Raw genomic sequence first — 24,654 nt, forward strand, 5'->3', positions numbered from 1 at the left:
AGCCTGAAAAGGGCAGCCTGAAAAGGGCAGCCTGAAAAAAAACCGCATTCGCGGTTTTTTTTCAGGCTGCTTTTGCGCGTTAAAGGCCGGATGCCTTTTCGTCTCGCTCTTCCTGCGTCAGCACTTCGATACCGCGCTTTTCCAGCTCGGTTAGCAATCCGGTGGGCGGGTTGAGGCTTTCGAGGCCGATGATGCGTTTGAGTTTGGGCAGGTGCTCAAGGTCTGCGATGGCGGCGTGGGTGACGGCAATCATTTGGTCGCAGCCGGGGTCGTAATACGGCCACAGTTCGGCGTAGAGCGGGGAAAAGCCGTCTTCGATGTCGAGTTCTTCAACCGTGGCGAGCATCTCGGGCGGGATGTCGAGCTGCATAAAATAATCGAGAATTTCGGGCACGGGGGCGTAGCCGTCGGTGCCGCGGCTGATAACGCGCGTTTCGCAGTCTGCGGCGAAACGGTCGAAGTCGAGGCGGGGCGCGAGGGCGTCGCGGCGGTACATCAGTTCGTCAATCACGGCGAGTTTGAGGGCGGTGTCGTGGAAGACGGTTTGCGGCGACGCGGTTTTGGCGGGCTTGGACGGTTTGGCGGCGGGCAGCAGGCCGCGCAGCACGGCGGCGGCGGGGGTATCGGGCGCGGCTGCGGCTTGGGGTTCGGTTTTCAGGCTGCTTTAATCAGCCTAAAAAGCAGCCTGAAAGCAGGTTTTCCGTTTTTCAGGCTGCCTGTTTGTGTTTTGCCGGACGGCAAACGGAATGGCGGCGCTACTTGTTTGAACCTGCCATTGGAGCAGGAATCCAAAAGGCAGCCTGAAAGCTGCCCGATACGGTTTTCAGGCTGCCTGCGCTTTGGTGGCGGCATCCGTTTTCGGCGGTACGGCCAAAGGCGGCAGGCCGCTGGCGCTGCAGAGGGCTTCGAGGGCGTTTTCGGCGGCGGCCGTGTTGTCGGAAAACCAGCGCTGCGTGCTGCCTGCGGATACGTCGCGCCCGCCTTCGCGTCCGGCCAGCCACAGGGTGATACTGTTGCCGTTTGCCGGCGCGTTCTGTTCAGGCTGGCAGTAAATGCCGATGAAATCCGAAGCGGGGTATTCGGCCAGCACCTGCCAACCGCCGCGCAGGGTATAGCCGTAGAAGATGAAACGGTCGGTGTCGGCGCGGTAGACGGTTTTTTGCGGCACGCCGAACAGCGTTCGCAGCAGGGAACGGCTGCGTTCGGACGGATTTTGCACTGGGATCAGGAAAAGCAGAAACAGCAGTCCATAGAGCCATTCGCCCTTGTCCGGATCGTTAAGCAACAACAGAAAGGCTGCGGCGCAGCATGCCGCCTGTGCCGCCTGTGCCGCCATCCGCGCCAAAGCATGCAGCGGTGAAAACAGGCAGATTTCGGCGCTGCCCTGCGGCGCGGCGCGCCTGCCTGCAAAAACCGCTCCGTTCAGCCGCTGCCTGCGGTTGCGCCAGCGCCGCCATACATTGTGCAGGCTGACGATGCCGTAGGCGGCAAACAGCACCAGCAAGGGCAGGCTCGAAACCAGTACGGCTGCCGAATCCGAATGCTTTTCAGGTGCGCCGGACCATAAATTCGAGCCGAACAAAAACGCGATCAGCAGCGCCAAAGCCAGCAGCAGCAGGCTAACAACGGCCTGCAACAGCAGATGCACCGTTCCGGCTTCTGCCAGATGCGCAGGCAGCAGGCGGCCGGGGTCGGACGGTTTTTCTTGGAGCGGCGCAAGGGGAGAAGCGGGGGGGTTCAGGGAGGCCATGGTCTGTCCTTTCGTTGTCTGCCGGTATGTGGCGGACTGATTATAAAATGGTTTTCCGGAAAGCGGTATGATTGGGTGCCTGGGCAGCCTGAAAAACGGAAACGGCGGTTTCAGGCTGCCTGAAACAGCAAAAACCGTTTTTGCTGATCGACGCCGAAGAGCTGGCCGCCGAACGCGCGGGTGAGCGCATTGACCGTTTCGCGAGCCGCCACGCCGTGCGCGTGCTCAACATCGGCGGCCCGCGCGGCTCGGTACAGCCGACGGCGCACGCCTATACACAGCAGGCGGTGGCCTGTGCGCTGGATGCGCTGCTGTCGGACTGATGCGGCAGACGGCAAAGCAGCCTGAAAGCCCGGTTTCCCGTTTTCAGGCTGCCTGCCGCTTGACACGTCCGCCGCCGTTTGCCACAATCCGTCCCGCATTTCGAGTTGGGTTTGTGAAATCCATGCCAACCTGCCGCAAGGTAAGGTGGACGCGCCAAAGCAGTACGGCGCGATGCGGCCGGTAACGGCAATTCACGACACCCGCACACGAAGTGCGGGCTTTTTTATGCCTTGTTATCCGACCCGGGGCGATTTATTCCGACTTGCAGCCCCGTTTTCCAATCGCTAAATCAGGAGTTTCCCCATGCAGTTTTCCATTTTCGACTATACCTTCCATTTTCAAACCGTCCCCGCCAGCGCCCGCGTAGCGGTGTTCTGCGGCGCAAAGCGCATACTGGCCTACGACATCGGCACCGCCACCTGGTACGACGGTGCCGGACAGGCGGCGCAGGCCGATGCCGGTGATGCAGCCGTCCCCGCCTTCCTGCCCCGCAACCTGTGCGGATTGGGCATTGCCGAAAACGATGCCGCCGCAGCCGCCCAAACCCTGTGCCGCCGCACCCGCGATTTCGCCCAAGCGCGGCAGAGCGCTTTTGGCGCCCGCTCATAATTCGGGCGGCCGCCCAAATAAAAGCAGCCTGAAAACCGTGCTTTCGGGGTTTTCAGGCTGCTTTTTGTTTGAATCGCAAGGCAGCCTGAAACCGTCGGACGGCCTTTCAGGCTGCCTGTTTCTACGTGCCGGTTTATTCCACCGTTACCGATTTGGCCAGGTTGCGCGGTTTGTCCACGTCGGTGCCGCGGGCGAGGGCGGCGTGGTAGGACAGAAGCTGCACGGGGATGGTGTGGACGATGGGCGAGAGCACGCCGGCGTGGCGCGGGGTGCGGATAACGTGCACGCCGTCGGTGGCGTGGAAGTTGCTGTCCAGATCGGCAAACACAAACAGCTCGCCGCCGCGCGCGCCCACTTCCTGCATATTGGCTTTGACTTTGTCCAGCAGGCTGTCGTTGGGGGCGATCACGACCACCGGCATGTTTTCGTCCACCAGCGCCAGTGGGCCGTGTTTCAGTTCGCCCGCCGGATAGGCTTCGGCGTGGATGTAGGTGATTTCTTTGAGTTTGAGCGCGCCTTCGAGGGCGATGGGGTAGTGGATGCCGCGTCCCAAAAACAGGGCGCTGGTTTTTTTGGCGAACTTCTGCGCCCAGGCGGCAATCTGCGGCTCCAGATTAAGCGCGTGCTGCACGCTGCCGGGCAGTTGGCGCAATTCGTCGGCGTAGGCGGCGGCTTGTGCGGCGGAAACGGTGCCGCGCAGGCGGCCGAGCGTTACCGCCAGGCCGAACAGCACCACCAGCTGGGTGGTGAAGGCTTTGGTGGAAGCCACGCCGATTTCAGCGCCGGCGCGGGTGTAGAGCGCCAGTTCGCTGGCGCGGGGCAGGGCGGATTCCATCACGTTGCACACCGACAGGCTGTGCTTGTGGCCGAGCGTTTGGGCGTATTTGAGCGCTTCCATGGTGTCCAGCGTTTCGCCGGACTGGGAAATGGTGATGACGAGTTCGTCGGGATCGGCAATGGCGTCGCGGTAGCGGTATTCGCTGGCGATTTCCACATCGGCACGGATGCGGGCGACCGATTCGAGCCAGTATTTGCCGGTGAGTGCGGCGTAGTAGGAAGTGCCGCAGGCCAGAATCTTGATGCCGGAAATCTTTTGGAAAACATCGCGGGCGGCGGCGCCGAAGTTTTCCGGCTCGAAGCCGCCGTCCAAAAAGATTTCGGCGGTGTCGGCAATCGCGCGCGGCTGCTCGTGGATTTCCTTCTGCATAAAGTGGCTGTAGGGCCCCAGTTCCAGCGAGGCCAGCGACAGCTCGGAGGTTTTGACGCTGCGGGTGGCCGGCGCGCCGTTTTTGTCGCACAGCTTTTCGATGCCGCGCGTGCTCAAGAGCGCGATGTCGCCGTCTTCCAGATAAGTGATGCGGCGGGTGAAGGCGATAACCGCCGACACGTCCGAAGCGATAAAAGTTTCTTCGTCGCCGAAGGCCACCAAAAGCGGGCAGCCCATGCGGGCGACCACCATTTCGCGCTCGTTGTCCTGCGCCATCACCGCAATCGCATACGCCCCGTGCAGGCGGCGGCAGGCGGCCTGAACGGCGTCGAACAGACTGCCGCCGTTTTGCGCGTATTCGTGATTGACGCTGTGGGCGATGACTTCGGTATCGGTTTGCGATTCAAAAGCATAGCCCAAACCCTGCAGACGCTCGCGCTCGGTTTCGAAGTTTTCGATAATGCCGTTGTGCACCACAGCGATGCGGCCGCCGGAAATATGCGGATGGGCGTTCGGCTCGGTTACGCCGCCGTGGGTCGCCCAGCGGGTGTGGCCGATGCCGATATGGCCGCAGACGCCCTTTTCGCGCGCCGCGTTTTCCATCTGCTGCACGCGGCCGACGCGGCGCACGCGCCGGATTTTGCCGCCGTCGTTGACAGCGATGCCGGATGAATCGTAACCCCGGTATTCGAGGCGTTTGAGGCCGTCGGTAAGAAAATCGACGACATTGTGATGGGCGCGCAGGGCGCCGACGATACCGCACATAATCGTTCCTTAGTATCGGTGGACGGCCGGAAGCCGTCCGGTGGAAAACAGTCCGGCCGGGCTTTCAGACTGCCTTGGCAGAAAAAAGCAGCCTGAAAACGGCGGCGGACGGGAAAACGGCGGTTTGCAAAACGTTCAAACCGCCGCAAAAACCGCGCGATTATAGCGCAAGGCAGCCTGAAAATATTTTCAGGCTGCTTTGGTTTTCAGGCTGCTTTGGTTTTCAGGCTGCTTTGGTTTTCAGGCTGCTTTGGTTTTCAGGCTGCTTTGGTTTTCAGGCTGCTTTGGACTTTCAGGCTGCTTTGGGCTTTCAGGCTGCTTTGGGCTTTCAGGCTGCTTTGGGCTTTCAGGCTGCTTTGGGCTTTCAGGCTGCTTTGGGCTTTCAGGCTGCTTTGATACTTTCGGCCGGCAGTTCGGCGATTTCCATGCCCATCTGTGCCATCAGCCGGTAGAGGGTGCGGTAGTTTTCGCCGTCAAAGGGGGGCAGGGTGGGGCGGATGGCGGTGATGCGGGTGCGCGGGAAGGCGTGGACGTTAAGCGCGGCGCTGCTGGCCAGGTGGTAGATTTCAAAACGGTTTTCGGGTTGCGCGGCCAATTCCTGCAGCAGGTAGTCTTCGAAAATCAGCGGGCTGTCGATGTAGTCGGCGCCGCTGACGCGGTAGTGTTCGCGCGGGTGGGGGAAGTAGCGGCCGATATTAAAGCGGCGCAGCAGGGTGTCGGCGAGAGTGATATTGGCAGCGGCGTCGGCAAAGGTGGGCTGGCCGAGCAGGATGCGGATGGTTTGGCTGCTGCCGGCGGGGGTTTCAGGCTGCCTGAAGCCGTCGGCGCTTTGCCACAAATCAAGGGGCACGGTGGGGGCGGCGATATTGGGCAGGCCGGGGTAGAGAGTGTGGTGGCGGCAGGAGAGACGGCGCAGCTCTTCGGTTTGCAGGCGGATGCGGCGCAGGAAGTTGAACAGGCGCCGCTGCGGGTTGCGGCTGTTGTGGTAGAGAATGCTGCTGGGGATCAGGTTGCCGCTGCCGTCGTCGAAGGTTTCGAGCGTATCGAAGGCGAGTTTGTTCAGCGGGTATTGGACGTGGGGGTTGTCGATGCTGGCGGCGAAAACGGTGCGGTAGTGTTTGTCAAAACCGTCGGTCAGGCGCGGCATGGCCAACTCGCGCCGCCATTTTTGCGGGGGAATCAGCACATAGCGGGCGCGGCGGCAATGGGCGGCGGCAGCCTGAAAATAATGGTGGAATTTGGCGTTGTCGGCTTCTTTGTAGCAGAGCATCAAGAGATCGAAAGACTCGTGCGGCCGCCGGCGGATCAGGTGGCGGGCAATCAGTGCCTGCAGCGGGGTCATGCAGATTATCAGCTTGGCCGGATTCATTTCAGGCTGCCTTGGGCGTGTTTTTTCACGCAGTAATAAAGGATGGGCAATACGGCGGCGTTGCCGCTGATCATCGCCAGCGGCATCCATTGGATGCCGCGGGTATCGGCGGCGAGCAGCACCAGCAGATACACGCCGGCCGAAAGCAGGGAAACGGTGGCGATGCGGCGGTTTTGCGCGTGGTAAAACAGATAATTGACCAGCAGGTAATAGGGCAGGGTGAGCGCAAAACCGACTAAAAACAGGCACACATAGCGGCGAATGCCTTCGTAGCCGGCACCCAGCAGCCAGACAAACCACGTCTCAGGCACACAGTAGGCGGCCAGCGCCGGCAGCGCGGCGGCGGGCAGCGTCCACAGCGCCCAACGGCAGACGTCGGCAGCGCTGATGCGGCCGCTTTTGAGCGCCTGATAGTAGTAGGGCACGGTGGCTTTGTTGAGCGCCATCAACAGCAGCCCCAGCACCGATGCGGTTTGGTAGCCGGCGGAATACACGCCCAGCAGCGCCGCCGGATGGCTTTGGTAGATCCAAAAGCGGTCGGCCTGGCCTTTGATGTAGTTGCCGGCGTGGTGCAGCACCAGCGGCAGGCCGAAGGACAAAATATAGCCCAAGCCCTGCCGCAGCCGGCGCAGGCTGAAACGGCGACGGTTGTCGCGGCGAAACAGCAGCCAGCCGGACAGCGATACTATTGAGCAGCCCAGCGCGATGGCGGCAAAGCGTTTTTCCACCGCAAAGGCGGTGGAGATTTCGAGCAACAGCACCGTCAGCGCCGCCACCAGCACGCCGGCAGCCAGCTGCAGCGCGGTATAGGCCAAAGGCTGCTTGCGGCACTGGCGCAGGCTCATCTGGGTGGAGAGCAGGGTTTGCGCGCCGGCGGCCAGCACGGTAAAGGCCAGTATCGGCGAATGCCACAGCCATGCCGCCGCCAGCCCGACCAGCGTGGCGGCGGCGGTGTAGCAGTAGCCGGCCGCCACCACATTGGGCAGGTTGCGACGGCCGTAAAGGTAGAAATAACGGGTAACCGCGCCGTCCTGGCTCATGCTGGAAGCAATCAGCAGCAGCGAGAATATCGTCAGCCAATACGACAGCTCGCCGAAACCCGCCGGCCCGAGACGTCGGGTCAGGTAGGGAATCAGCATAAAGGGCAGCGCTTTGGCAAACAGCTCGCCCGCCAGATAAATCAGGCTGTCTTTCAGAATTTTCATCGGATTGCCGGCAAAGCAGCCTGAAAAACGTTTTCAGGCTGCCTTTGTGGTTTTTTTGGGGAGCAGCACGCTTTCAGGCTGCCTGCTTCAGGCCGGGTGTTTTTGACTGCCGTACCAGGCAACGATGCGCTCGGCGGCTTCGACGCAGCGCTCGATTTCATCAACCAGCGCGATGCGCACATAGCCGGCACCCGGGTTGCCCTGCGGCGTGTCGCGGGCGAAAAAGCGACCGGGTAGCACCAGCACGCCGGTGTCACGGTACAGGTTTTGCGTGAAGGCCAAATCGTCGCCGCCGGGGATGCGCAGCCAGATGTAAAACGAAGCCTGCGGCAGGGAAACTTCAAACTGCCGGCGCAGCACCGGCAGCACGCGGTCGAATTTTTCGCGGTACAGACGGCGGTTGGCGGCAACGTGTTCTTCGTCGCTCCACGCGACGATGCTGGCGTGCTGCACCGGCAGGCTCATGGCGCTGCCGTGGTAGGTGCGGTAGAGCAGAAAGGGCGCGATCAGTTTGGCGTCACCGGCAACGAAACCCGAGCGCAGGCCGGGCAGGTTGGAGCGTTTGGACAGGCTGGTAAAGGTTATTAAGTTGTCGAAACCGCGCCCCGCTTCGGCGGCGGCCTGCAGGCAGCCGACGGGTTTTTTGCCGTCGAAATAGATTTCCGAATAACACTCGTCGGCGGCGATTACAAAGCCGTAGCGCGCCTGCCGCTCAAAGAGTGCGAGCCAGTCTTCGTGCTGCATCACGCTGCCGCTGGGGTTGTCGGGCGAGCAGACGAACACCAGCTTGCAGCGGCGCCATTGCTCTTCCGATACGCTGTCCCAGTCGGGCAGAAAATCGGGCGCGCGGTTGTTGGCGTAAACGATTTCGCCGCCGGCCAAGAGCGTCGCCCCTTCGTAAATCTGATAGAAGGGATTGGGCGACACCACCACCGGTTTTTCGTCCGCCGCCGGCTCGAGCAGCGACTGCACAAAGGAAAACAGCGCTTCGCGGCTGCCGAGTACCGGCAGGATTTCGCTGTCGGGGCTGACGGCCAAGCCGTCGTAGCGGCGCGCGAGCCAGTCGGCGCAGGCCTGGCGCAGCTCGGGCAGGCCGGCGGTAAGCGGGTATTTGGACAGCCCGTCGAGCGAGCGGCTGAGCGCTTCGAGCACAAAGGGTGGTGCGGGATGTTTGGGTTCGCCGATATACAGCGGGATTTCGCTGAGATCTGCCGGCGGCGTGATGCCGGCCACCGCCTGGCGCAGGCGGGCGAAGGGATAGGCTTGGAGCAGGTTAAGACGGCTGTTCATGGTGCTTGGACGGAAGTTGGGAAAAGGCGGCGATTCTAGCACGGCTGCCGGCCGGACGCGGCAGGCAGCCTGAAAGCGAAAGGGGCGGGATAGGCGGTTTGGGGCGCGGAAAAGTTTTCAGGCTGCCTGAAAACGGGTTTCCAAAGCAGCCTGAAAAGGGATTCAGCGTTCCTGAACCATGCGGATGATGTCGTCGGCCAGCGCGGCGCCGGCTTGGCGGTAGCCCTGGGCGGAGAAGTGGACGCCGTCGCGTGCGCCGAGATTCTGCCCCATCCAGTTTTTCATGCTGCAGTTGCCGCCCATTGCGGTCTGCCACGACCAATACAGCAGGCCTTCGCTTTCGGCAATGCGCTGCTGCATCTGCTGCACCTGGTCGAGCATGGCCGGGCGCTGGCCGCAGCTGCCGGCGGTGCTTTTGAGCGATTCGGGCGCGCCGATCACCATAATGCCGGCATTGGGCAGGGTTTTGCGGATGCGGGCAATGATGTCGTGCCACTGCTGCTCGGTTTGGGCGAGATCGAGTTTGGGGTTGAAGGCTTCGTTGGTGCCGTAGGCGAGAACCACCAGATCGGCGCGGGTGGCGGCGAGATCCTGCTCCCAGCCGGCGCGCCAGCGGCTGCTTTGTGCCAGCTGCGAGCCGTTGATGCCGAGCGCGGAATAGACGATGCCCGGCTGGCGGTTTTCGATGCCGATCAGGCCGATTTCCCACAAATCGCTGCCGCCGGCGCTGAGGGTGAGCGGCAGGCTGGCGCTGAAGTTGCTGTATTGCCAGATCGGGCTGCCTGAAAGCGGGGAAACGGCTTCGGTGCGGCCGCTGCCGGTGGTAACCGACAGCGGGTTGTCGGCCAGTAGCGGTTTGATCATCAGGGTAATGTCCTGTTCGCCGCCGCTCGGGGTGCGTTCGGACAGGGTCAGGCTGCCCTGGCCGTTGGAGCGCACCAAGGCGCCGCCGAGCGGGAAGTCGGCCTGTTCTTTGCGGCTGCTGAGCGTTTGCCAGCCGCCGCCCTGATAGCTGACCAGGGCGCTGCGCTGGCCGTTGAGATTATTGGGGAACACCCAGCCGATGCCGCCGTCGCCCCAGCGCTGCTGCAGGCGGCTGCGGACTTCGTGGCTGAAGTAGTCGCCGGCGGTGTGGGAGTCGCCCAGCTGGATGATGCGGAATTTGACTTTGGCGCCCTGGTCGAGCTTGTGCCATTTTTCCAGCCAGTGCTGGCGGTCGCTGTAGGCGGGGGCGCTTTTGCTGCGCGCGGGTGCGGCGGATTTGGCCGCGGCATCCTGCGGTTTTTTGGCGCGGGCGGCGGGATGGTAATTGACGATGGTGGCGGGGGTGTCGGCCGCTTGGGCGGCGGCTTCGCCTTTGTGGCAGGCGCTCAGCTGCAGCGCGGCCAGCAGCAAAAAGAGCGAGGAGTGCGGGAAAAGGTTTTTCGATGCTTTCATAATCGGATACTGCCGCTGTTTTCAGGCAGCCTGAAAGGCTTTCAGGCTGCCTGAAAACATTGCGGGTCAGGGTTGGGCGCCGTTGTTGCCGGTAAAGGCGATGTGGCGCTCGATGTAGGCGGCCAGACGCTGTTGGCCGGGAATGGTGAAGTGGATGCCGTCTTTGCTGCGCATGCGCACGTTGCGTCCGTCGAGGCTGATGCTGTCGCGGTAGGCGCTGCGCCCGCCGAGCAGCTCGTCGGTGGGCAGCCACAGGGCGCGGCCGGAGAGTTCGCTGGCCAGCACGCGGTCGAGATAGCGGGTCTGGTCGTTGAGCTTGTTGGGCTTCATCAGCGGAATGCCCAGCCAAATCAGGCGCACGTGGCGTTCTTCGGCAGCATCGGCGATGCGGCGGATGCGGCTGCGGTACACGGCTTCCCATTCGGGGCTTTTGAAACGCAGGTAGCCGCTGCGTTTTTTCTCGGGGTCGGGGAAGTCCCACGGGTCGTTGGGGCCCAAGAATACCACCAACAGGCGGATGTCCGGCTGTTCTTTTAAATTCTTTTCGATTACCGCCGGCCAATCGAAAAAGCCGGGGTAGGAGAGGCCGGTGCTTTGTTTGCTCAAGTCGATCGACTCGACGCCGTAGCGCGCGTGCAGCGATTTGCGCACATGCGGTGCCACGCCCTGCATCAGCGAGTCGCCGGCGAAAAAGACTTTGTCGCCGGGCTTGAGGGTTACGGTGGCGGACTGCGGGTCTTCAGGCTGCTTTTCGCTTTGCTTCTGCTCTTGCGCCTGCGGGGCAGAAGCAGACTGTCCGGCCGTTTCGGTTTTGCGTATGACCGCGGGCAGGCCGGAGGCGGCATCGTCGTCAAGCGGCGGGAAGGCGGACGGATACTGCGGCGGCGCGTCGCTGCCGGCATCGGCAAGGGGCGTGTTGTCGGCGGCGGGGAACTGCTGCTGCCAGCGGCCGTTTTGGCTGTCGATCCATTCGAGCATGCCGCGGTAGCCGTCGTTGGCTTCGTTCTGCAGCTGCGCGCCGCGCTGCCACCACGGGTAGGCGTCGAGTTTTTCCAGCGGGCTGCTGCGGTGGAAAGTCTGCTGCCAGTAGGCATTGACCGACTGTTGGCTGAACCACAGGGTCAGCACGGCGGCGGCCAGCAGGCTGCAGTAAAGCGGTAGGAAACGGAAGCGGCGGGCAGCCTGAAAGCCGGCGGGCGCCGCGGCTTGTTCAGGCTGCTTTTCGGGCTGCTGTTCAGGCTGCTTTTGGTTTTCAGGCTGCTTGCCGTTTTGCGGATCAGAAGTTTGCATAAATAAATCCCGGAATGCCGGACGGCGCCAGCACCATCAGTAAGACCATCGCCGCGGTCAGCGGCAGCCACCACAGCCATACCGGCAGTTTTTCCAGCGCGGCGGCGGCGCATCGGAAAACGCGTGCCAGTAGGCCGTAGGCGGCAAGCGCTGCGGCAAACAGCACCAGCAGCGCCGCCACCGGCAGCTCGGGCATCCGCCAGCCGGCGCCTTGTCCGGCCAGCGATTGGAATACCAGCGCGGCATCGCTAAGGCTGGCGGTGCGGAACACCACAAAGCTGAAGCAGACGAAATGCAGGGTAAACAGGATGCCGATCAGACGAGCGATGCGGCTGGCGGCAAGGATTTCGCGGCGGCCGCCGATTTTGTCGCCGATATTGAGCAGCACCAGCGCCGCGCCGTGCAGCGCGCCCCACAGCAAAAAGTTCCAGCCCTGGCCGTGCCAGATGCCCGAGAGCAGCATCGCCAGCATCAGGTTGATCTGGGTGCGGGTGAAGCCGTGGCGGCTGCCGCCCAGCGGAATGTAGATGTAGTCGCGTATCCAGGTGGACAGGGTGATGTGCCAGCGGTCCCAAAAATCGCGGATATTGTAGGCGCGCAGCGGCATATTGAAGTTTTCAGGCAGCCTGAAACCGAGCAGCATCGCCATGCCGATTACCAGGTCGCTGTAGCCGGAAAAGTCCATAAACAGCTGCACGGTGTAGCCGTACACCGCCGCCAGCACCGAGGGCGCGTCGTATTGCAGCGGGTTTTCAAAAACCGGATCGACCCAGCTTTCGCCCAGCGTGCCGGCCAGCCACCATTTTTTGGCAATGCCCAGCACAATCAGCGATACCGCCAGCGCCGGTTTCACCATATCGCGCGGCGCGGCGGTGCAGATTTGCTCGGCCATGCCCGCTTCCAGGCGGCCGCCGCTGCCTTTGAAGGCGGCGGCGCGGATAATCGGGCCGGAAGTGATGGTGGGAAAGAAGCCGAAGTGCAGCAGCTGCTGCAGGGTGCCCAGCCGCGGACTCTCGCCGCGATAGAGTGCGACGAGATAGGCGATGCCCTGAAAGGTGTAGTAAGAGATGCCCAGCGGCATCAGGATGTCCGGCAGCGTGCTGCCGCTGTGCTGCTGCAGCAGCGGGCGGAAAAAGTCGGAGAATTTGAAAAATACCAGATTGGCCAGCGCCAGCACCACGCCCGTGCCCAGCCACCAGCGGCGGGCGGCGGTCGAGCGGCTGCGGGTCAGCAGCTGCGCCAGCAGCGAAACGGCCAGCGAAAACGCCGCCAGCGCCAGCGCCGCCAGCGGGGCGATATAAACCAGCCAGCCCAAGCCGGCGGCCAGCAGCAGCAGGTTTTGCAGGCGCGGCGACGGCCGGCACAGCCAATAAAGCGGCAGAAACAGCAGAAAAAACAGCGCAAATTCGATAGATAAAAAGGGCATGATGGATGCGGTAATCGGTTGGGTGCGGCAGGCAGCCTGAAAAGAGCGGCGCTCGTGCAGACTGCCTGCGGCGGGGTGTGTTATTGGAGTTTTCAGGCTGCCTATCCGGCGGCGGATGCCTGGCGCATCAGGGCAGCGCCGCGCCGTTTTCAGGCTGCTTTTTGCCCTGGCGCGAACGCGAGCGCAAAAGGCGGCGATTGTAGCTTAAGCCTTATGCGGCGGGTATGGTTTTGATGCGCCGCCTTTGAATCGGCAGCGGTTTTTGTTGCCGCGCGCCGCCAGCGGCGCGGGCGGTTGTTTGGGGGCACTATCGGGCTGGGAATTTTCAGGCTGCCGCTTCGGTTTGCAGCGCCGATACTTTGATTTCCACCTTCCATTCGCTCTTGGCCAAACGCGCTTCGACGCAGGCGCGGGCGGGCGTGGCGGCGGGATCGACCCATGCGTCCCACGCCGCGTTCATTGCCGCGTAGTCGGCCATATCGGCCAGATAGATGGTGGCTTCGAGAATATGCCGTTTGTCCGAGCCGCATTGGGCGAGCCAGTGGTCGATTTGGCGCAGCACGTCGGCGGTTTGCGCTTGCGCGCCGGCGGTTTCGTTTTCCGGCACCATGCCGGAGAGAAACACCAAACCTTTGGCGCATACGGCTTCAGACAGGCGCGCACCGGCGCCCAAACGGGTAATCGGGGAAGTCATCGCGGTTTCCTTGGTATCAAAGCATTCGGGCAGCCTGAAAGCAGCCTGAAAAAAGACGGTATTGTAACCCAGCGGCCGCGCTTTTTGCCGCGCGCCAAAGTAAAAAAGCAGTCTGAAACACGGTGGGATCTGCGTTTCAGGCTGCCTGTCGTTCAAGCCTGCCTTTTTGCTCTTTGCAGGCAGCCTGAAACGGTTTTCAGGCTGCCGCAGGCGGCTTTAAGCGGCGTTTACCACTGATACAGCGCACCGGCGCCGGCACCGACGCGGCCTTTGGTATTGACTGAGAAGTTGCCTTTGAAAATCCAGTTGCCGCCGTCGGTCATCGCCGAGGCGCCAACGGCAATCGCCGATTGGCCGCCGTAATAGCCGGTGCCGACACCCAGACCGAAGGCGCTGGGGCGGGTAACCTGCGGAATCGAGCCCTGGGCGATGGCGCCCGCTACGCCGGCATTGGCTTTGTCGCCGACTTTACCGATTTTGTCGTCCAGCTGCTGGATGTACTGGTTGTTGGCCTGGTTGATATTGCCGAGCCGGTTTTCCAGCGCCTGCAGCTGGCTGACATTGACGGCATCGTCGGCATCGGTGCCGGCGGCGACGTTGGTGATTTTGTTGCCGCCGTTGTTCAGGCCTTTATCGGTAAGGCTGACCGCGTTGCCGCCGTTTGCCGGCGTGATGGTAACGCCGTTGCCCTTGGTAACGGTTTGGTTGCCGGCAGCGTCTTTCACCGTTACCTGGCTGAACTCAACCTGGTCTTTGGTGGCGATGCTGACTTTGCCGCCGCTTTGGGTGATGCTGATGTTTTTGCCGGCGTCGATGGTAACGGTTTTGCCGGGATTGACCAGCTCGTTGGCGGTGCCGGAAACGGCGCCGCCGGCCGAAGCGCTGGTGGTCAGGGTAAAGCCGGAACCATTGATGGCGTTGGCGATGTCGCCAGCGGTAACCAGTTTGCCTGCATCGGTGGCGGCCGGCGCGGCGATGCTGCCGTTGGTGGCGGGGGCAAGCGTGGTGGTATTGGCTTTCAGGCTGCCGTCGGCGGCTTTGGTGATGGTGGTGCCGTCGGTTTTGACTGCCAAGTCATACACGGTTGCGCCCGCGGCGTTGGTGCCCGGAGTTACGCTCACGCTGCCGTCGCTGGATTTGACTTCGGTTTTGGCGGCGGCGATGTTGTTGTTGATATTGCTCAACGCGGTGTGCAGTTGTCCGCCGTTAATCGCATCTTTGCTGCCGGCGCCGATGGTGCCGTCTGCCACGTTGGTGATTTTCTTGCTGCCTGCGTCAATACCCGCTTTGGTTACGCTCGGGCCGCCTGTGATGGTCAGACCGTTGGTGTCCAGTTTGCTGTCGCCTGCGGTAACGCTGTTGACGGTCAAATCCTTTTTCAAGCCGACGGTAACGGTGCCGTCTGCGCTTACTTGGGTTTGGATATTGCCGCTGTCGTAATCGCTAAACGTGCCGGTGCCGGTGCCTTTAATGGTCAGCGTTTCATCGGGCTTGATGGTTTTGTTGTCGGCGGTGATGCCGGCAGCGTCGCCGTTGGCGGCGATTTTGAAGCCTGCATTAGCCGCATTGGCGTTGTTATTGGCAGCCTGAATCGCTTCGTGGATGGTGTTTTTGCCGGTACCGCCGATATTGGTCATGGTCAGATTGCCATCGGCATCCATCGCCGCGTTGCCGCCAAGGATGTTTTTGGTGGTATTGCCGATGTTGCCGATTTTCTCTTGGGTGAGATACAGCTGGCTGCCGTTAATCGCATCGGTGCTGGTTTTGTTGATACGACCGGCGGCAACGTTGGTTACGGTGCGTTTCAGGCTGCCGTTGCCAACGCTGACGGTTGAAGTCGGAGCAGTTCCCGCGAAACCGCTGTAAGTAATGCCGTTTACGGTGGCACTGGTGGTGCCGACGGCGGTTTCGGTTTCAGAATCCGCTCCAAGCGCTACGGCGTTGTTGTGCTTGGCTTTGGCGCCTTTGCCCAAGGCCAGCGATGCGGTGTGGCTGGCTTGGCTTTGCTGACCGATGGCAACACCTTGAACGCCTGTTGCTTGGGCAGCACTCGCTGCTTGGGGTGCGCCGCCGATGGCAATCGTGCCAGACTCACTTGCCACGGTATTTTGCCCTGCGGCAAAGCCGTTTTGTCCTGCGGCATTCGCGGCTACGCCCAAGGCAATCGCTGCCACGCCTTCGGCTTTGGTGCGGTTGCCGACGGCAATGGAGTTGCCGCCGCTGGCGCGGGTGCGCTCGCCAATGGCAACGTTGTTGGTGGTGTTAACGGCAGCCGCGCCTGCACCTGTGCCGTTGGCGTGTGCGCCCATGGCGATATTGTGGTTGGCCTGAATGCCCTCTGCTGCGCCGGTGCCAATGCCGATGATGTTGTTGACATCTTTTGTGGCGCTGCCCGCATTGCGTACCGCGCCTTCGCCAATACCGATATTGCTGAAATTGCTGGTGTTAGCCGTGCCTGCACCCGCTTGCTTACCGATAAACACATCGGCACGACCAGCGGCGTTGGCGTTCCAACCCAAGGCGGTGGCATTCAGACCTGTGGCTTTGGAACCATCGCCCAGAGCGGTAGAAGCGTTGGTGGCACTGCTGTTTGCACCAACGGCAACCGCACCGTCATTAGTGGCATTGGCTTTGTAGCCTGCCGCAATGGAATTTTTGCCAGTAGCATTGGCTTGCGTACCAATAGCAACCGAATAGGCTTCTTTGGCGATGCTTCTATCGCCCACAGATAGCGATGAGATGCCAGAAGCAGTATTGCCTACGCCGAATGCGGCTGAGCGCTCAGCCTCGGCAATAGAAAGACGACCAATAGCAGCAGAGTTTACACCTTTGGCTTCGGAGCTTTGACCAAATGCTTGTGCACCTTGGGCGGTGGCTTTGCTGTTGTTGCCGATGGCGGTTGCGCCAGTAGCGCCAGCAGATATATTCACATTGTTGCCGACAGCCAATGATTCGTTACCCGCAGCGGTAACATCGCTACCTACTGCCACAGCGTTATTGCCGCTGGCAACGGCTTTCACGCCTGCTGCCAATGAATCTGAGCCCGTTGCGCCGTCGTTGGCGTAGTTGGTGCCTACGCCGGCTTGTCCGGATTTCACGCTGTAGTAATGGGTTTGCCCAGCTTGCAGCTGCCCGATTTTGTCGGCAACGGCATAAAGCTGGCTGCCGTTGATGGCATCGGTGCTGGTGGCGGTAATGCGACCGGCGGCAACATTGGTAATCGTGCGTTTCAGGCTGCCGTTGCCGACGCTGACGGTGGAATCGGGAGTAGTGCCGGCAAAGCCGTTGTAAGTGATGCCGCCGACGGTGGCGCTGGTGGTGGCAACGGCGGCATCGGTTGTAGAAGCCCTGCCCAGCGCAACTGCACCATCCTGACTGGCTTGGGCATCGTTACCTAGTGCTACTGTACCTTCGGCAGTGGCGCGGGAGCCTGTTCCGGCAGCCAGAGCGAATGTGGCGGCGGCTTGTGCGCCATTACCTACGGCAATGCTGTCAGCTTTTTGCGCCTGTGCGGAATTGCCTACTGCGGTGGCGCGTTCGCCGAGCGCGCGGCTGTTTTTACCATTGGCCAGCGCATCTATAGCGTTTGCTTGGGCATCGTTGCCGATGGCAATTGCGCCGTTTGCTTTGGCGCGAGAGGCGGAACCAAGCGCCACGGAATGTTCGCTATCGGCTTGTGCATCATGACCGAATGCGCTGGCGCTCACGCCTTTTGCCACAGCCTTATGGCCGTATGCACTGGCATCGGTTTGCGTGGCTTTGGCATCATTGCCGACGGCGACTGCGCTGTTGCCTGTGGTGCCTGCGCCCGAACCCATGGCAACTGCGCCGTCGCCATTGGCGTGTGCATCCAAGCCGACTGCGGTGGCGTATTGGGAATCGGCTTTTGAGCCTTTGCCCAGCGCGGTTGCGCTATCGGCGGTGGCTTTGGCGGAATTGCCCAGCGCAACGGTGTCTTTTTCATAAGCCACGCTGTCTGAACCAATGGCGATGGCATCGGCATCGGTGGTGGTTACTGTGCCCGATGTGCCTGCTTGGGCGTTTTTGCCGATGGCGATACCGTTTAATTTGCGTGCGTTGGCAGAGCTGCCCACAGCAAGAGAGTTGCTGCTGCCTGCTGATGCTTTGTAGCCTGCGGCAAGGGAAGTTGAGCCTGATGCGGAGGCGTTGCTGCCGATTGCCGCGCTGTTCCATGCGCTGGCGGCGGAAGTCATGCCAACGGCTAATGCGCCTGCTTCACTGGCTTTTGCACCTACGCCAATGGCAGTGGCTTGGCTCTCAGTAGCTTTTGCGCCGTCACCCAACGCGGTGGCAGATTGGCTGTTGGCTACGGTTCCTTGGCCGACGGCAGTTGATGTGGCTCCGCTGGCGTTGGAGTTGGTGCCGATGGAAATGGCATTTTTATTGGTGGCTTTGGCATTGGTACCGGCAGCGAAAGAGCTTTGTTCATCGGCTTTTGCGCCGGTGCCGATGGCGGTGGCGTCTTGTCCGTTGGCAGTAGCGGTAGTAACGGTGTCGCCTTTAAGGATAACGGAATTGGTGCCGGTGCCGTTTTCCACCGTTGCGGCAACGGCAGGAGTGCCGGCCAGCAGCAGGGCGACAGAGAGTGCGCTGAGACGGAAGCGCGGGGCGGCATTTTTCAGGCTGCCTGAACGGCCGCTGCTGCGTTTGCCGCAGGCGGCGGTGAGTTCGGAAACGGCAGTTGCCGTGCCGCTGGCGTGGTTCCAGATGGTTTTGTAGATACGGTTCATTTTCAGATTTCCTTTTGGTTTTGAATGTAATAGGTTGTCCGGCTGCGTATTTTTCATTTTCAGGCTGCCTGAAAAAAGCCTTCCTAAAAGAAGGCACGGCAGTACGGGCGGAAAAATTCGGCGCGGATTATACGGAATTTTTGACGGCTTGATTTGGTAATAGCGAATTTCAATCAGGTGTTTTGTGCTGTCGGGGTGGTGTTAGCGACGCGGAGAAACTATAAGCAAAGCCGGTGCCGATTATCGGGATTTAAAAATGTTTAACCTTATGAAAAACGTTTGCTTTTGCGTTTCAGGCTGCCTGAAAGCCCCGTTTGAAGGGTTTTCAGGCAGCCTGAAAGTTTGGAGAAAAAGGCTTACAGCGAGTAGTACATCTCAAATTCCAGCGGGTGCGGTGCCATGCGGATGCGGCGTACGTCTTCTTCTTTAAAGGCGAGGTAGCTGTCGATCCAGTCTTGGCTGAACACGCCGCCGCGCAGCAGGAATTCGTGGTCGGCTTTGAGTGCGGCGAGCGCTTCTTCCAGCGAGGCGCAGACGGTGGGCACCAGCGCGTCTTCTTCGGGCGGCAAATCGTACAGGTTTTTGTCGGCCGGATCGCCGGGGTGGATTTTGTTTTGGATGCCGTCCAAGCCGGCCATCAGCAGCGCGGCGAAGGCCAGATAGGGGTTGGCCGTCGGGTCGGGGAAACGCGCTTCGATGCGGCGGGCTTTGCTGCTGCCCACCGACGGGATACGGATGGAAGCGGAGCGGTTGCGCGCCGAGTAGGCCAGTTTGACCGGCGCTTCAAAGTGTGGCACCAGGCGTTTGTAGGAATTGGTGGAGGGGTTGGTGATGGCGTTGAGCGCTTTGGCGTGTTTGATGATGCCGCCGATGTAGTAGAGCGCGGTGTCGGACAGCCCTGCGTAGCCGTCGCCGGCAAACAGGTTTTGGCCGTCTTTCCAGATAGACTGGTGCACGTGCATGCCGCTGCCGTTGTCGCCCATCAGCGGTTTGGGCATAAAGGTGGCGGTTTTGCCGAAGTTGTGCGCGGTGTTCCAAATCACGTATTTCATGTCCTGCGTCCAGTCGGCGCGGCGCACCAAGGTATTGAACTTGGTGCCGATTTCCATCTGGCTGCCGGTGCCGACTTCGGCATGGTGCACTTCCACGGGGATGCCGATTTCGGTCAGGATATTGACCATTGCCGAGCGCAGATCCTGCCCCGCGTCGATGGGGGCGACGGGCGCGTAGCCGCCTTTAACTACGGGGCGGTGGCCGGTGTTTTGGCCGTCCTGATGCAGGCCGCTGCTCCAAGCGCCGCTCTCGGAAGTGATTTCAAAACGGGTTTTGTGCATGGCGGTTTCAAATTCGACGCCGTCAAACACGAAAAATTCGGGTTCGGGGCCGAAATAGGCGGTGTCGCCGATGCCGGTGGATTTCAGATAGGCTTCGGCACGGCGGGCGATGGAGCGCGGGTCGCGGCCGTAGCCCTGGCCGTCGGCGGGGTCGATCACATCGCAGGTAAAGACCACGGTGGCATCGTCGAAAAAGGGATCGACAAAGGCGGTGGCCGGATCGGGGCGCAGCTGCATGTCGGAGGCCTGAATGCCTTTCCAGCCGCCGATCGAAGAGCCGTCAAACGGCTGGCCGTTTTCAAACCATTCTTCGGGGTCTTCCAGCACCACGGCGGCAGGCACGGTGAAATGGTGCTGCTTGCCTTTGGTATCGGTAAAACGCAGATCGACAAAGCGGGCTTCGCTGTCTTCAATCAGTTGGACGGCGTGGTGGACGGACATAAAGTTCCCCTAATCGGTATTGTTTTTCGGATACGGTGCGGCGCGCGAAACGCCGCGCAAATTGTGCCACACTCGGGCGACGATGGGAAACGGGCAAACGCGCCAACAGGCAGCCTGAAACTTTCAGGCTGCCTGTTTGGTTGGCGCTAATGCACTGTTTTAAATCTTGAAAAATGAAAAAACGGCAAGATTCGGAAATCTTGCCGTTTTTAGTTTAGCTGGCGGAGTAGGAGGGATTCGAACCCTCGATACAGGTTGACCCCGTATGCCTCCTTAGCAGGGAGGTGCCTTCAGCCTCTCAGCCACTACTCCGTGAGTTGGAAGCGGCGGATTATAGGTATCGGCGCTGGGTTTGTCAAACAAAGGACGGCGCGGGTGAAGTTTGTCGCGCATTTTGTTAAGAAAATTTTGGCGGTGTTGATTTTGGAATGGGGCAGGGTGCGGGCGGGCGCCGGCAAATAAGGCAGCCTGAAAACGGAAAAACAGCCCCGGCAGCCATGTTTCAGGCTGCGTTTTTTCAGGCTGCCTGCTTTACCATGCGGGCGGAAGGCTGCGATAATCGGCGCCTTTCTCCCCAATACCTACTGCAAGGAATCATTATGGCTTCGCAAACGGCAAACGCCCTCCGCTTCCTCTCTATGGATATGGTCCAACAAGCCAATTCCGGCCACCCCGGCGCGCCGATGGGCATGGCCGATATGGCCGACGTGCTGTGGCGCGGTTTTCTGCGCCACAACCCCGCCAATCCCAAGTTTGCCAACCGCGACCGCTTCGTGCTCTCCAACGGCCACGCTTCGGCGCTTTTATACAGCCTGCTGCATCTCTCTGGTTACAACTTATCCGTTGACGATCTGAAAAACTTCCGCCAGCTGCACAGCAAAACCCCCGGTCATCCCGAATACGGCTACACCGACGGCGTCGAAACCACCACCGGCCCGTTGGGGCAGGGCATTGCCAACGCCGTGGGCATGGCGTTGGCGGAAAAAATCCTTGCCGAAGAGTTTAATAAAGACGGCCTGAACATCGTCGATCACCACACCTATGTTTTTCTCGGCGACGGCTGCCTGATGGAAGGCATCTCCCACGAAGCCTGCTCGCTGGCCGGCACGCTGGGGCTGGGCAAACTGATTGTGCTGTACGACGACAACAATATCTCCATCGACGGCAAAGTGGACGGCTGGTTCAGCGAAAACATCCCCGAGCGCTTCGCCGCCTACGGCTGGCACGTCGTGCCCAATGTCGACGGCCACGACGCCCAAGCCCTTCAGGCTGCCATCGCAACCGCCCGCGCCGAAAGCGGCAAGCCTTCGATCATCTGCTGCAAAACCCTGATCGGCAAAGGCGCCGCCAGCAAGGAAGGCAGCCACAAAACCCACGGCGCGCCGCTGGGTGCCGACGAAATCGCCGCCACGCGCAAACATCTGGGCTGGAAGCACGGCGCCTTCGAAATCCCGCAAGACATCTACAACGCTTGGGACGCCAAAGCTCAAGGCGCCGCGCTCGAAGCCGAGTGGAACGCCCTGTTTGCCGAGTACCGCAGCCGATATCCCGCCGAAGCTGCCGAGTTTGAGCGCCGCATGGCCGGCAGGCTGCCTGAAAACTTCGATGCCGCCGTTCAGGCTGCCTTGGAAACCGTCTGCGCCAAAGCCGAAAAAATCGCCACCCGCAAAGCCAGTCAAAACAGCATCGAAATCCTGGCCGGCCTGCTGCCCGAGCTGGTGGGCGGCTCCGCCGACCTGACCCCGTCCAACCTGACCGACTGGCCGTGCAGCGTTGCCGTAACCAAGCAGCACGGCGGCAACTACGTCCACTACGGCGTGCGCGAGTTCGGCATGACCGCCATCGTCAACGGCATGACGCTGCACGGCGGCCTGCGCCCCTTCGGCGCCACTTTCCTGATGTTCAGCGAATACGCCCGCAACGCCCTGCGCATGGCGGCGCTGATGAAAATCCCGTCGGTTTCCGTGTTCACCCACGATTCCATCGGGCTGGGCGAAGACGGCCCCACCCACCAGCCCGTCGAGCAAACCGCCAGCCTGCGCCTGATTCCGAATATGGACGTTTGGCGCCCCTGCGACACCGCCGAATCGCTGGTCGCCTGGAGCGAAGCGGTTAAGGCCGACCGCCCCAGCAGCCTGATTTTCAGCCGCCAAAACCTGCCATTCGTGCCGCGCAGCGCCCAAGCGCTGGAGAACATCAAACGCGGCGGCTACACCGTTTGCGCCGTCGAAAACCCGCAGGCCGTGATTATCGCCACCGGTTCCGAAGTCGAACTGGCGCTGGCGGCGCAAAAACAACTGGCAGCGGAAGGCATCGCCGTCAACGTCGTTTCCATGCCCAGCACCAATGTGTTCGACCGCCAAGACGCCGCCTACCGCGCCGCCGTGCTGCCTGCCGCCCTGCCCAAAGTCGCCGTGGAAGCCGGCGTGTCCGACGGCTGGTACAAATATGTCGGCTCAAGCGGCAAAGTAATCGGCATTGACCGCTTCGGCGAATCCGCCCCCGCCGGCGAACTGTTCAAACTGTTCGGCTTCACCGCCGACAATGTCGCCGCCGCCGTCAAATCGGTGCTGTAACGCCGCTTAAGCCAAAGGCAGCCTGAAAACGCCATCCCGCTTTCAGGCTGCCTTAATCCCACCAACGGGCAGCCTGAAAACACAACAAACGCCGTCATTCCCGCGCAGGCGGGAATCCTGCTTGGCATTCGAAAATAATTTAAGAAACATAATGTTGTTAAAGTCCAACCAAGATTCCCACCTGCGCGGGAATGACGGGGCTTAATGGATTTGGCGTTTGACAAAAGTTTCAGGCAGCCTGAAACCCGTCTTTCATTTTCAATCAGGCAGCCTGAAAACCGCGAAACACCGTTTTCAGGCTGCCTGCCCATCAGGACAAACATGACCACCATCGCCCAATGGCTTGCCGCCTGCCCGCTGCCGAAAAACGAAGCGCGGATGCTGCTGCAGCACCAAACCGGTTTCAGCCGCAGCCAGCTGATTACCCGCGACGGCGACGCGCTTCCCGCCGCCGATTCGGCCGCGCTCGATGCGCTGGCTGCGCGGCGGCTGGCGGGCGAGCCGATGGCCTATATACTCGGCCGCCGCGAATTTTACGGCCGCGAGTTTGCCGTTTCGCCCGCCGTGCTGATTCCGCGCCCCGAAACCGAGCACCTGCTGGAAGCCGCTTTGCAGGTGCTGCCCGAAGGCGGCAGCCTGTGGGATTTGGGCACCGGCAGCGGCATCATCGCCGTCAGCGCCAAGCTCGAGCGCCCCGACGCCCGCGTGCGCGCGTCCGATATCAGCGCCGAAGCCTTGGCAATGGCGCGGCGTAACGCCCGCACACTCGGCGCCGATATCGAATGGGCGCAGGGTTCGTGGTTTGATGCCGTCCCTGCCGCCGACAGCCCTTTCAGGCTGCCTGAAAACGAAAAATTCGACGTCATCGTTTCCAATCCGCCCTATATCGAAGCCGGCGACGCCCATCTGGCCGCAGGCGATCTGCGCTTCGAGCCGCAGGGCGCGCTCACCGATTTTGCCGACGGCCTAAGCTGCATCCGCGCCATCGCCGCCGGTGCCCGCCAACATCTGAAAAGCGGCGGTCGGCTGCTGTTCGAGCACGGCTACAACCAGGGCGCTGCCGTGCGCGAAATCCTAGCCGCCGCCGGTTTCACCGACATCGCCACCCAAACCGATCTGGCCGGACTGGATCGGGTAACGTCTGCACAGGCAGCCTGAAAGCCAAAGCAGCCTGAAACCAAAGGCAGCCTGAAAGCCAATAAACGCCGTCATTTTCATAAGCGCCGTCATTAGCTTACGCAAGTCCGCTGCGCTCCCCCCGCGCAGACGGGAATCTTGCCGAAATCCAAGCAATCGTTTGTTTTTCTAAGTATTGCTAAATAGCCACCAAGATTCCCGCCTACGCGGGAGCGGCATTCAGGCAGCCTGAAAACTTTTCAGGCTGCCTGCCGGTTCAAACCAAAACAAAAGGAACCCCGCCATGCCCCTGCGCCCCTTCCAAAACCGCCTGCCCGCGCTCGCGGCAGACGTCTATATCGACCCGCAGGCCGTCGTGATCGGCGACGTCATCCTGGCCGAAGGCGCCAGCGTCTGGCCGCTGGCCGTGCTGCGCGGCGACGTCAATTCCATCCGCATCGGCCGCCGCAGCAATATTCAGGATTTGAGCATGCTGCACGTTACCCACAAAACCGACGCCAAACCCGCAGGCTCGCCGCTGCTTATCGGCGACGACGTAACCGTCGGCCACCGCGTTACCCTGCACGGCTGCACCGTCGGCAGCCGCGTGCTGGTGGGCATGGACAGCACCGTGCTCGACGACGCGGTAATCGAAGACGACGTCATCATCGGCGCCGGCAGCCTTGTCCCCCCGCGCAAACGGCTCGAGAGCGGCTATCTCTATATGGGCAGCCCCGCCAAAGCCGTGCGCCCGCTCACCGACGCCGAAAAAGAACACCTGCGCTACTCTGCCGCCCACTACGCCCGCCTGGCCGCGCAGTATCTGGCCGCGCAGTATCTGGCCGATGACGCAGGGCAGGGCGCTGCCGCCGAATCGGAAAACGCCTGAATACCGCGCGTTATCCGCAGTACAAAGCAGTCTGAAAAGCCGTTGCGGCGTTTTCAGGCTGCTTTAATTTGTTCCGATATAGGTTTCAGGTTGCCTGAAAGCCGCCCGATGCTTTCAGCCAGCCTGAAAAACGGAAAAATGCTAGAATCCGCCGTTTTCCCTTTTTGCATCAGGCAGCCTG

At 61.2% G+C, this 24,654-nt stretch carries 16 protein-coding genes, 1 tRNA gene, 1 pseudogene and 1 riboswitch; of the genes and pseudogenes, 5 read left to right on the plus strand and 13 right to left on the minus strand.

Going from position 1 to position 24,654, the window contains the following annotated elements; genetic code table 11:
• Positions 1 to 79: 79 nt before the first annotated feature.
• A complete protein-coding gene (locus tag OP500_RS05390; protein WP_238745183.1) occupies positions 80 to 607 on the minus strand; it encodes a DUF6892 domain-containing protein in 528 nt (175 codons plus the stop codon).
• 216 nt (positions 608 to 823) lie between these two features.
• A complete protein-coding gene (locus tag OP500_RS05395; RefSeq protein WP_274070405.1) occupies positions 824 to 1,750 on the minus strand; it encodes a hypothetical protein in 927 nt (308 codons plus the stop codon).
• Between the two features lie 107 nt (positions 1,751 to 1,857).
• On the opposite strand from OP500_RS05395, the pseudogene OP500_RS05400 reads away from it, so the two are divergent.
• Positions 1,858 to 2,073, plus strand: a pseudogene (locus OP500_RS05400) (YpsA SLOG family protein); the annotation flags it as partial.
• A 90-nt stretch (positions 2,074 to 2,163) separates the two neighbouring features.
• Positions 2,164 to 2,278, plus strand: a riboswitch (SAM-I-IV-variant riboswitch).
• Between the two features lie 99 nt (positions 2,279 to 2,377).
• Positions 2,378 to 2,683, plus strand: a complete 306-nt coding sequence (locus OP500_RS05405) for a hypothetical protein (RefSeq protein ID WP_274070406.1) — start codon at positions 2,378 to 2,380, stop codon at positions 2,681 to 2,683.
• Positions 2,684 to 2,816: 133 nt separating this feature from the next.
• Here the strand turns inward: OP500_RS05405 and glmS are convergent, their stop codons facing one another.
• The 11 genes from glmS to OP500_RS05460 all read right to left on the minus strand — a co-directional run bounded on the left by glmS (position 2,817) and on the right by OP500_RS05460 (position 20,204).
• Entirely contained in the window at positions 2,817 to 4,655 is a 1,839-nt protein-coding gene (glmS, locus tag OP500_RS05410; protein WP_274070407.1) for a glutamine--fructose-6-phosphate transaminase (isomerizing), read from the minus strand.
• 382 nt (positions 4,656 to 5,037) lie between these two features.
• Complete coding sequence (locus OP500_RS05415; RefSeq protein ID WP_274070408.1) at positions 5,038 to 6,024, minus strand: glycosyltransferase family 52; 987 nt, start codon at positions 6,022 to 6,024, stop codon at positions 5,038 to 5,040.
• Positions 6,021 to 7,229: a lipopolysaccharide biosynthesis protein gene (locus OP500_RS05420; RefSeq protein WP_238746497.1), complete on the minus strand. Its 1,209-nt coding sequence runs from the start codon at positions 7,227 to 7,229 to the stop codon at positions 6,021 to 6,023. Before OP500_RS05420 ends, OP500_RS05415 begins: the two co-directional genes overlap by 4 nt.
• A gap of 87 nt (positions 7,230 to 7,316) precedes the next feature.
• Positions 7,317 to 8,519 (minus strand): succinyldiaminopimelate transaminase, encoded by a 1,203-nt coding sequence (dapC, locus tag OP500_RS05425; RefSeq protein ID WP_238746498.1) that lies wholly within the window; start codon positions 8,517 to 8,519, stop codon positions 7,317 to 7,319.
• Between the two features lie 162 nt (positions 8,520 to 8,681).
• Positions 8,682 to 9,956, minus strand: a complete 1,275-nt coding sequence (locus OP500_RS05430; RefSeq protein WP_238746499.1) for an SGNH/GDSL hydrolase family protein — start codon at positions 9,954 to 9,956, stop codon at positions 8,682 to 8,684.
• 66 nt (positions 9,957 to 10,022) lie between these two features.
• Entirely contained in the window at positions 10,023 to 11,246 is a 1,224-nt protein-coding gene (locus OP500_RS05435; RefSeq protein WP_274070409.1) for an SGNH/GDSL hydrolase family protein, read from the minus strand.
• On the minus strand, positions 11,233 to 12,672 hold the full coding sequence (locus OP500_RS05440) for an MBOAT family O-acyltransferase (RefSeq protein WP_238746502.1): 1,440 nt from the start codon (positions 12,670 to 12,672) through the stop codon (positions 11,233 to 11,235). Before OP500_RS05440 ends, OP500_RS05435 begins: the two co-directional genes overlap by 14 nt.
• Before the next feature lie 325 nt (positions 12,673 to 12,997).
• Positions 12,998 to 13,366 (minus strand): RidA family protein, encoded by a 369-nt coding sequence (locus OP500_RS05445; RefSeq protein ID WP_274070410.1) that lies wholly within the window; start codon positions 13,364 to 13,366, stop codon positions 12,998 to 13,000.
• A 227-nt stretch (positions 13,367 to 13,593) separates the two neighbouring features.
• Positions 13,594 to 18,117 carry an ESPR-type extended signal peptide-containing protein gene (locus OP500_RS05450; protein ID WP_274070411.1) on the minus strand — a complete coding sequence of 1,508 codons (4,524 nt, stop codon included), beginning with the start codon at positions 18,115 to 18,117 and terminating at the stop codon, positions 13,594 to 13,596.
• Positions 18,118 to 18,473: 356 nt separating this feature from the next.
• Positions 18,474 to 19,892 (minus strand): type I glutamate--ammonia ligase, encoded by a 1,419-nt coding sequence (gene glnA / locus OP500_RS05455; protein WP_238746508.1) that lies wholly within the window; start codon positions 19,890 to 19,892, stop codon positions 18,474 to 18,476.
• 219 nt (positions 19,893 to 20,111) lie between these two features.
• A tRNA-Ser gene (locus OP500_RS05460) sits at positions 20,112 to 20,204 on the minus strand.
• 287 nt (positions 20,205 to 20,491) lie between these two features.
• On the opposite strand from OP500_RS05460, the gene tkt reads away from it, so the two are divergent.
• From tkt to OP500_RS05475, 3 genes are all read left to right on the plus strand, one after another.
• Positions 20,492 to 22,468 (plus strand): transketolase, encoded by a 1,977-nt coding sequence (tkt, locus tag OP500_RS05465; protein WP_238746510.1) that lies wholly within the window; start codon positions 20,492 to 20,494, stop codon positions 22,466 to 22,468.
• 321 nt (positions 22,469 to 22,789) lie between these two features.
• Positions 22,790 to 23,626 (plus strand): peptide chain release factor N(5)-glutamine methyltransferase, encoded by an 837-nt coding sequence (gene prmC, locus OP500_RS05470; RefSeq protein ID WP_274070473.1) that lies wholly within the window; start codon positions 22,790 to 22,792, stop codon positions 23,624 to 23,626.
• Between the two features lie 262 nt (positions 23,627 to 23,888).
• Positions 23,889 to 24,473 (plus strand): gamma carbonic anhydrase family protein, encoded by a 585-nt coding sequence (locus OP500_RS05475; protein ID WP_274070412.1) that lies wholly within the window; start codon positions 23,889 to 23,891, stop codon positions 24,471 to 24,473.
• Positions 24,474 to 24,654: the final 181 nt, after the last annotated feature.

It is taken from the genome of Kingella sp. SNUBH-2017, assembly GCF_028680565.1.
GTDB classification, from domain to species: Bacteria; Pseudomonadota; Gammaproteobacteria; order Burkholderiales; family Neisseriaceae; genus Kingella_D; species Kingella_D pumchi.

What these genes read in the sequence shown, in the direction of transcription:
- OP500_RS05475 (WP_274070412.1), top strand. Translation starts at nt 23,889, where the DNA reads ATGCCCCTGCGCCCCTTCCAAAACCGCCTGCCCGCGCTCGCGGCAGAC.
- glmS (WP_274070407.1), bottom strand. Translation starts at nt 4,655, where the DNA reads ATGTGCGGTATCGTCGGCGCCCTGCGCGCCCATCACAATGTCGTCGAT.
- OP500_RS05450 (WP_274070411.1), bottom strand. Translation starts at nt 18,117, where the DNA reads ATGAACCGTATCTACAAAACCATCTGGAACCACGCCAGCGGCACGGCA.
- prmC (WP_274070473.1), top strand. Translation starts at nt 22,790, where the DNA reads ATGACCACCATCGCCCAATGGCTTGCCGCCTGCCCGCTGCCGAAAAAC.
- OP500_RS05395 (WP_274070405.1), bottom strand. Translation starts at nt 1,750, where the DNA reads ATGGCCTCCCTGAACCCCCCCGCTTCTCCCCTTGCGCCGCTCCAAGAA.
- glnA (WP_238746508.1), bottom strand. Translation starts at nt 19,892, where the DNA reads ATGTCCGTCCACCACGCCGTCCAACTGATTGAAGACAGCGAAGCCCGC.
- OP500_RS05420 (WP_238746497.1), bottom strand. Translation starts at nt 7,229, where the DNA reads ATGAAAATTCTGAAAGACAGCCTGATTTATCTGGCGGGCGAGCTGTTT.
- OP500_RS05405 (WP_274070406.1), top strand. Translation starts at nt 2,378, where the DNA reads ATGCAGTTTTCCATTTTCGACTATACCTTCCATTTTCAAACCGTCCCC.
- tkt (WP_238746510.1), top strand. Translation starts at nt 20,492, where the DNA reads ATGGCTTCGCAAACGGCAAACGCCCTCCGCTTCCTCTCTATGGATATG.
- OP500_RS05415 (WP_274070408.1), bottom strand. Translation starts at nt 6,024, where the DNA reads ATGAATCCGGCCAAGCTGATAATCTGCATGACCCCGCTGCAGGCACTG.
- OP500_RS05445 (WP_274070410.1), bottom strand. Translation starts at nt 13,366, where the DNA reads ATGACTTCCCCGATTACCCGTTTGGGCGCCGGTGCGCGCCTGTCTGAA.
- dapC (WP_238746498.1), bottom strand. Translation starts at nt 8,519, where the DNA reads ATGAACAGCCGTCTTAACCTGCTCCAAGCCTATCCCTTCGCCCGCCTG.
- OP500_RS05430 (WP_238746499.1), bottom strand. Translation starts at nt 9,956, where the DNA reads ATGAAAGCATCGAAAAACCTTTTCCCGCACTCCTCGCTCTTTTTGCTG.
- OP500_RS05440 (WP_238746502.1), bottom strand. Translation starts at nt 12,672, where the DNA reads ATGCCCTTTTTATCTATCGAATTTGCGCTGTTTTTTCTGCTGTTTCTG.
- OP500_RS05435 (WP_274070409.1), bottom strand. Translation starts at nt 11,246, where the DNA reads ATGCAAACTTCTGATCCGCAAAACGGCAAGCAGCCTGAAAACCAAAAG.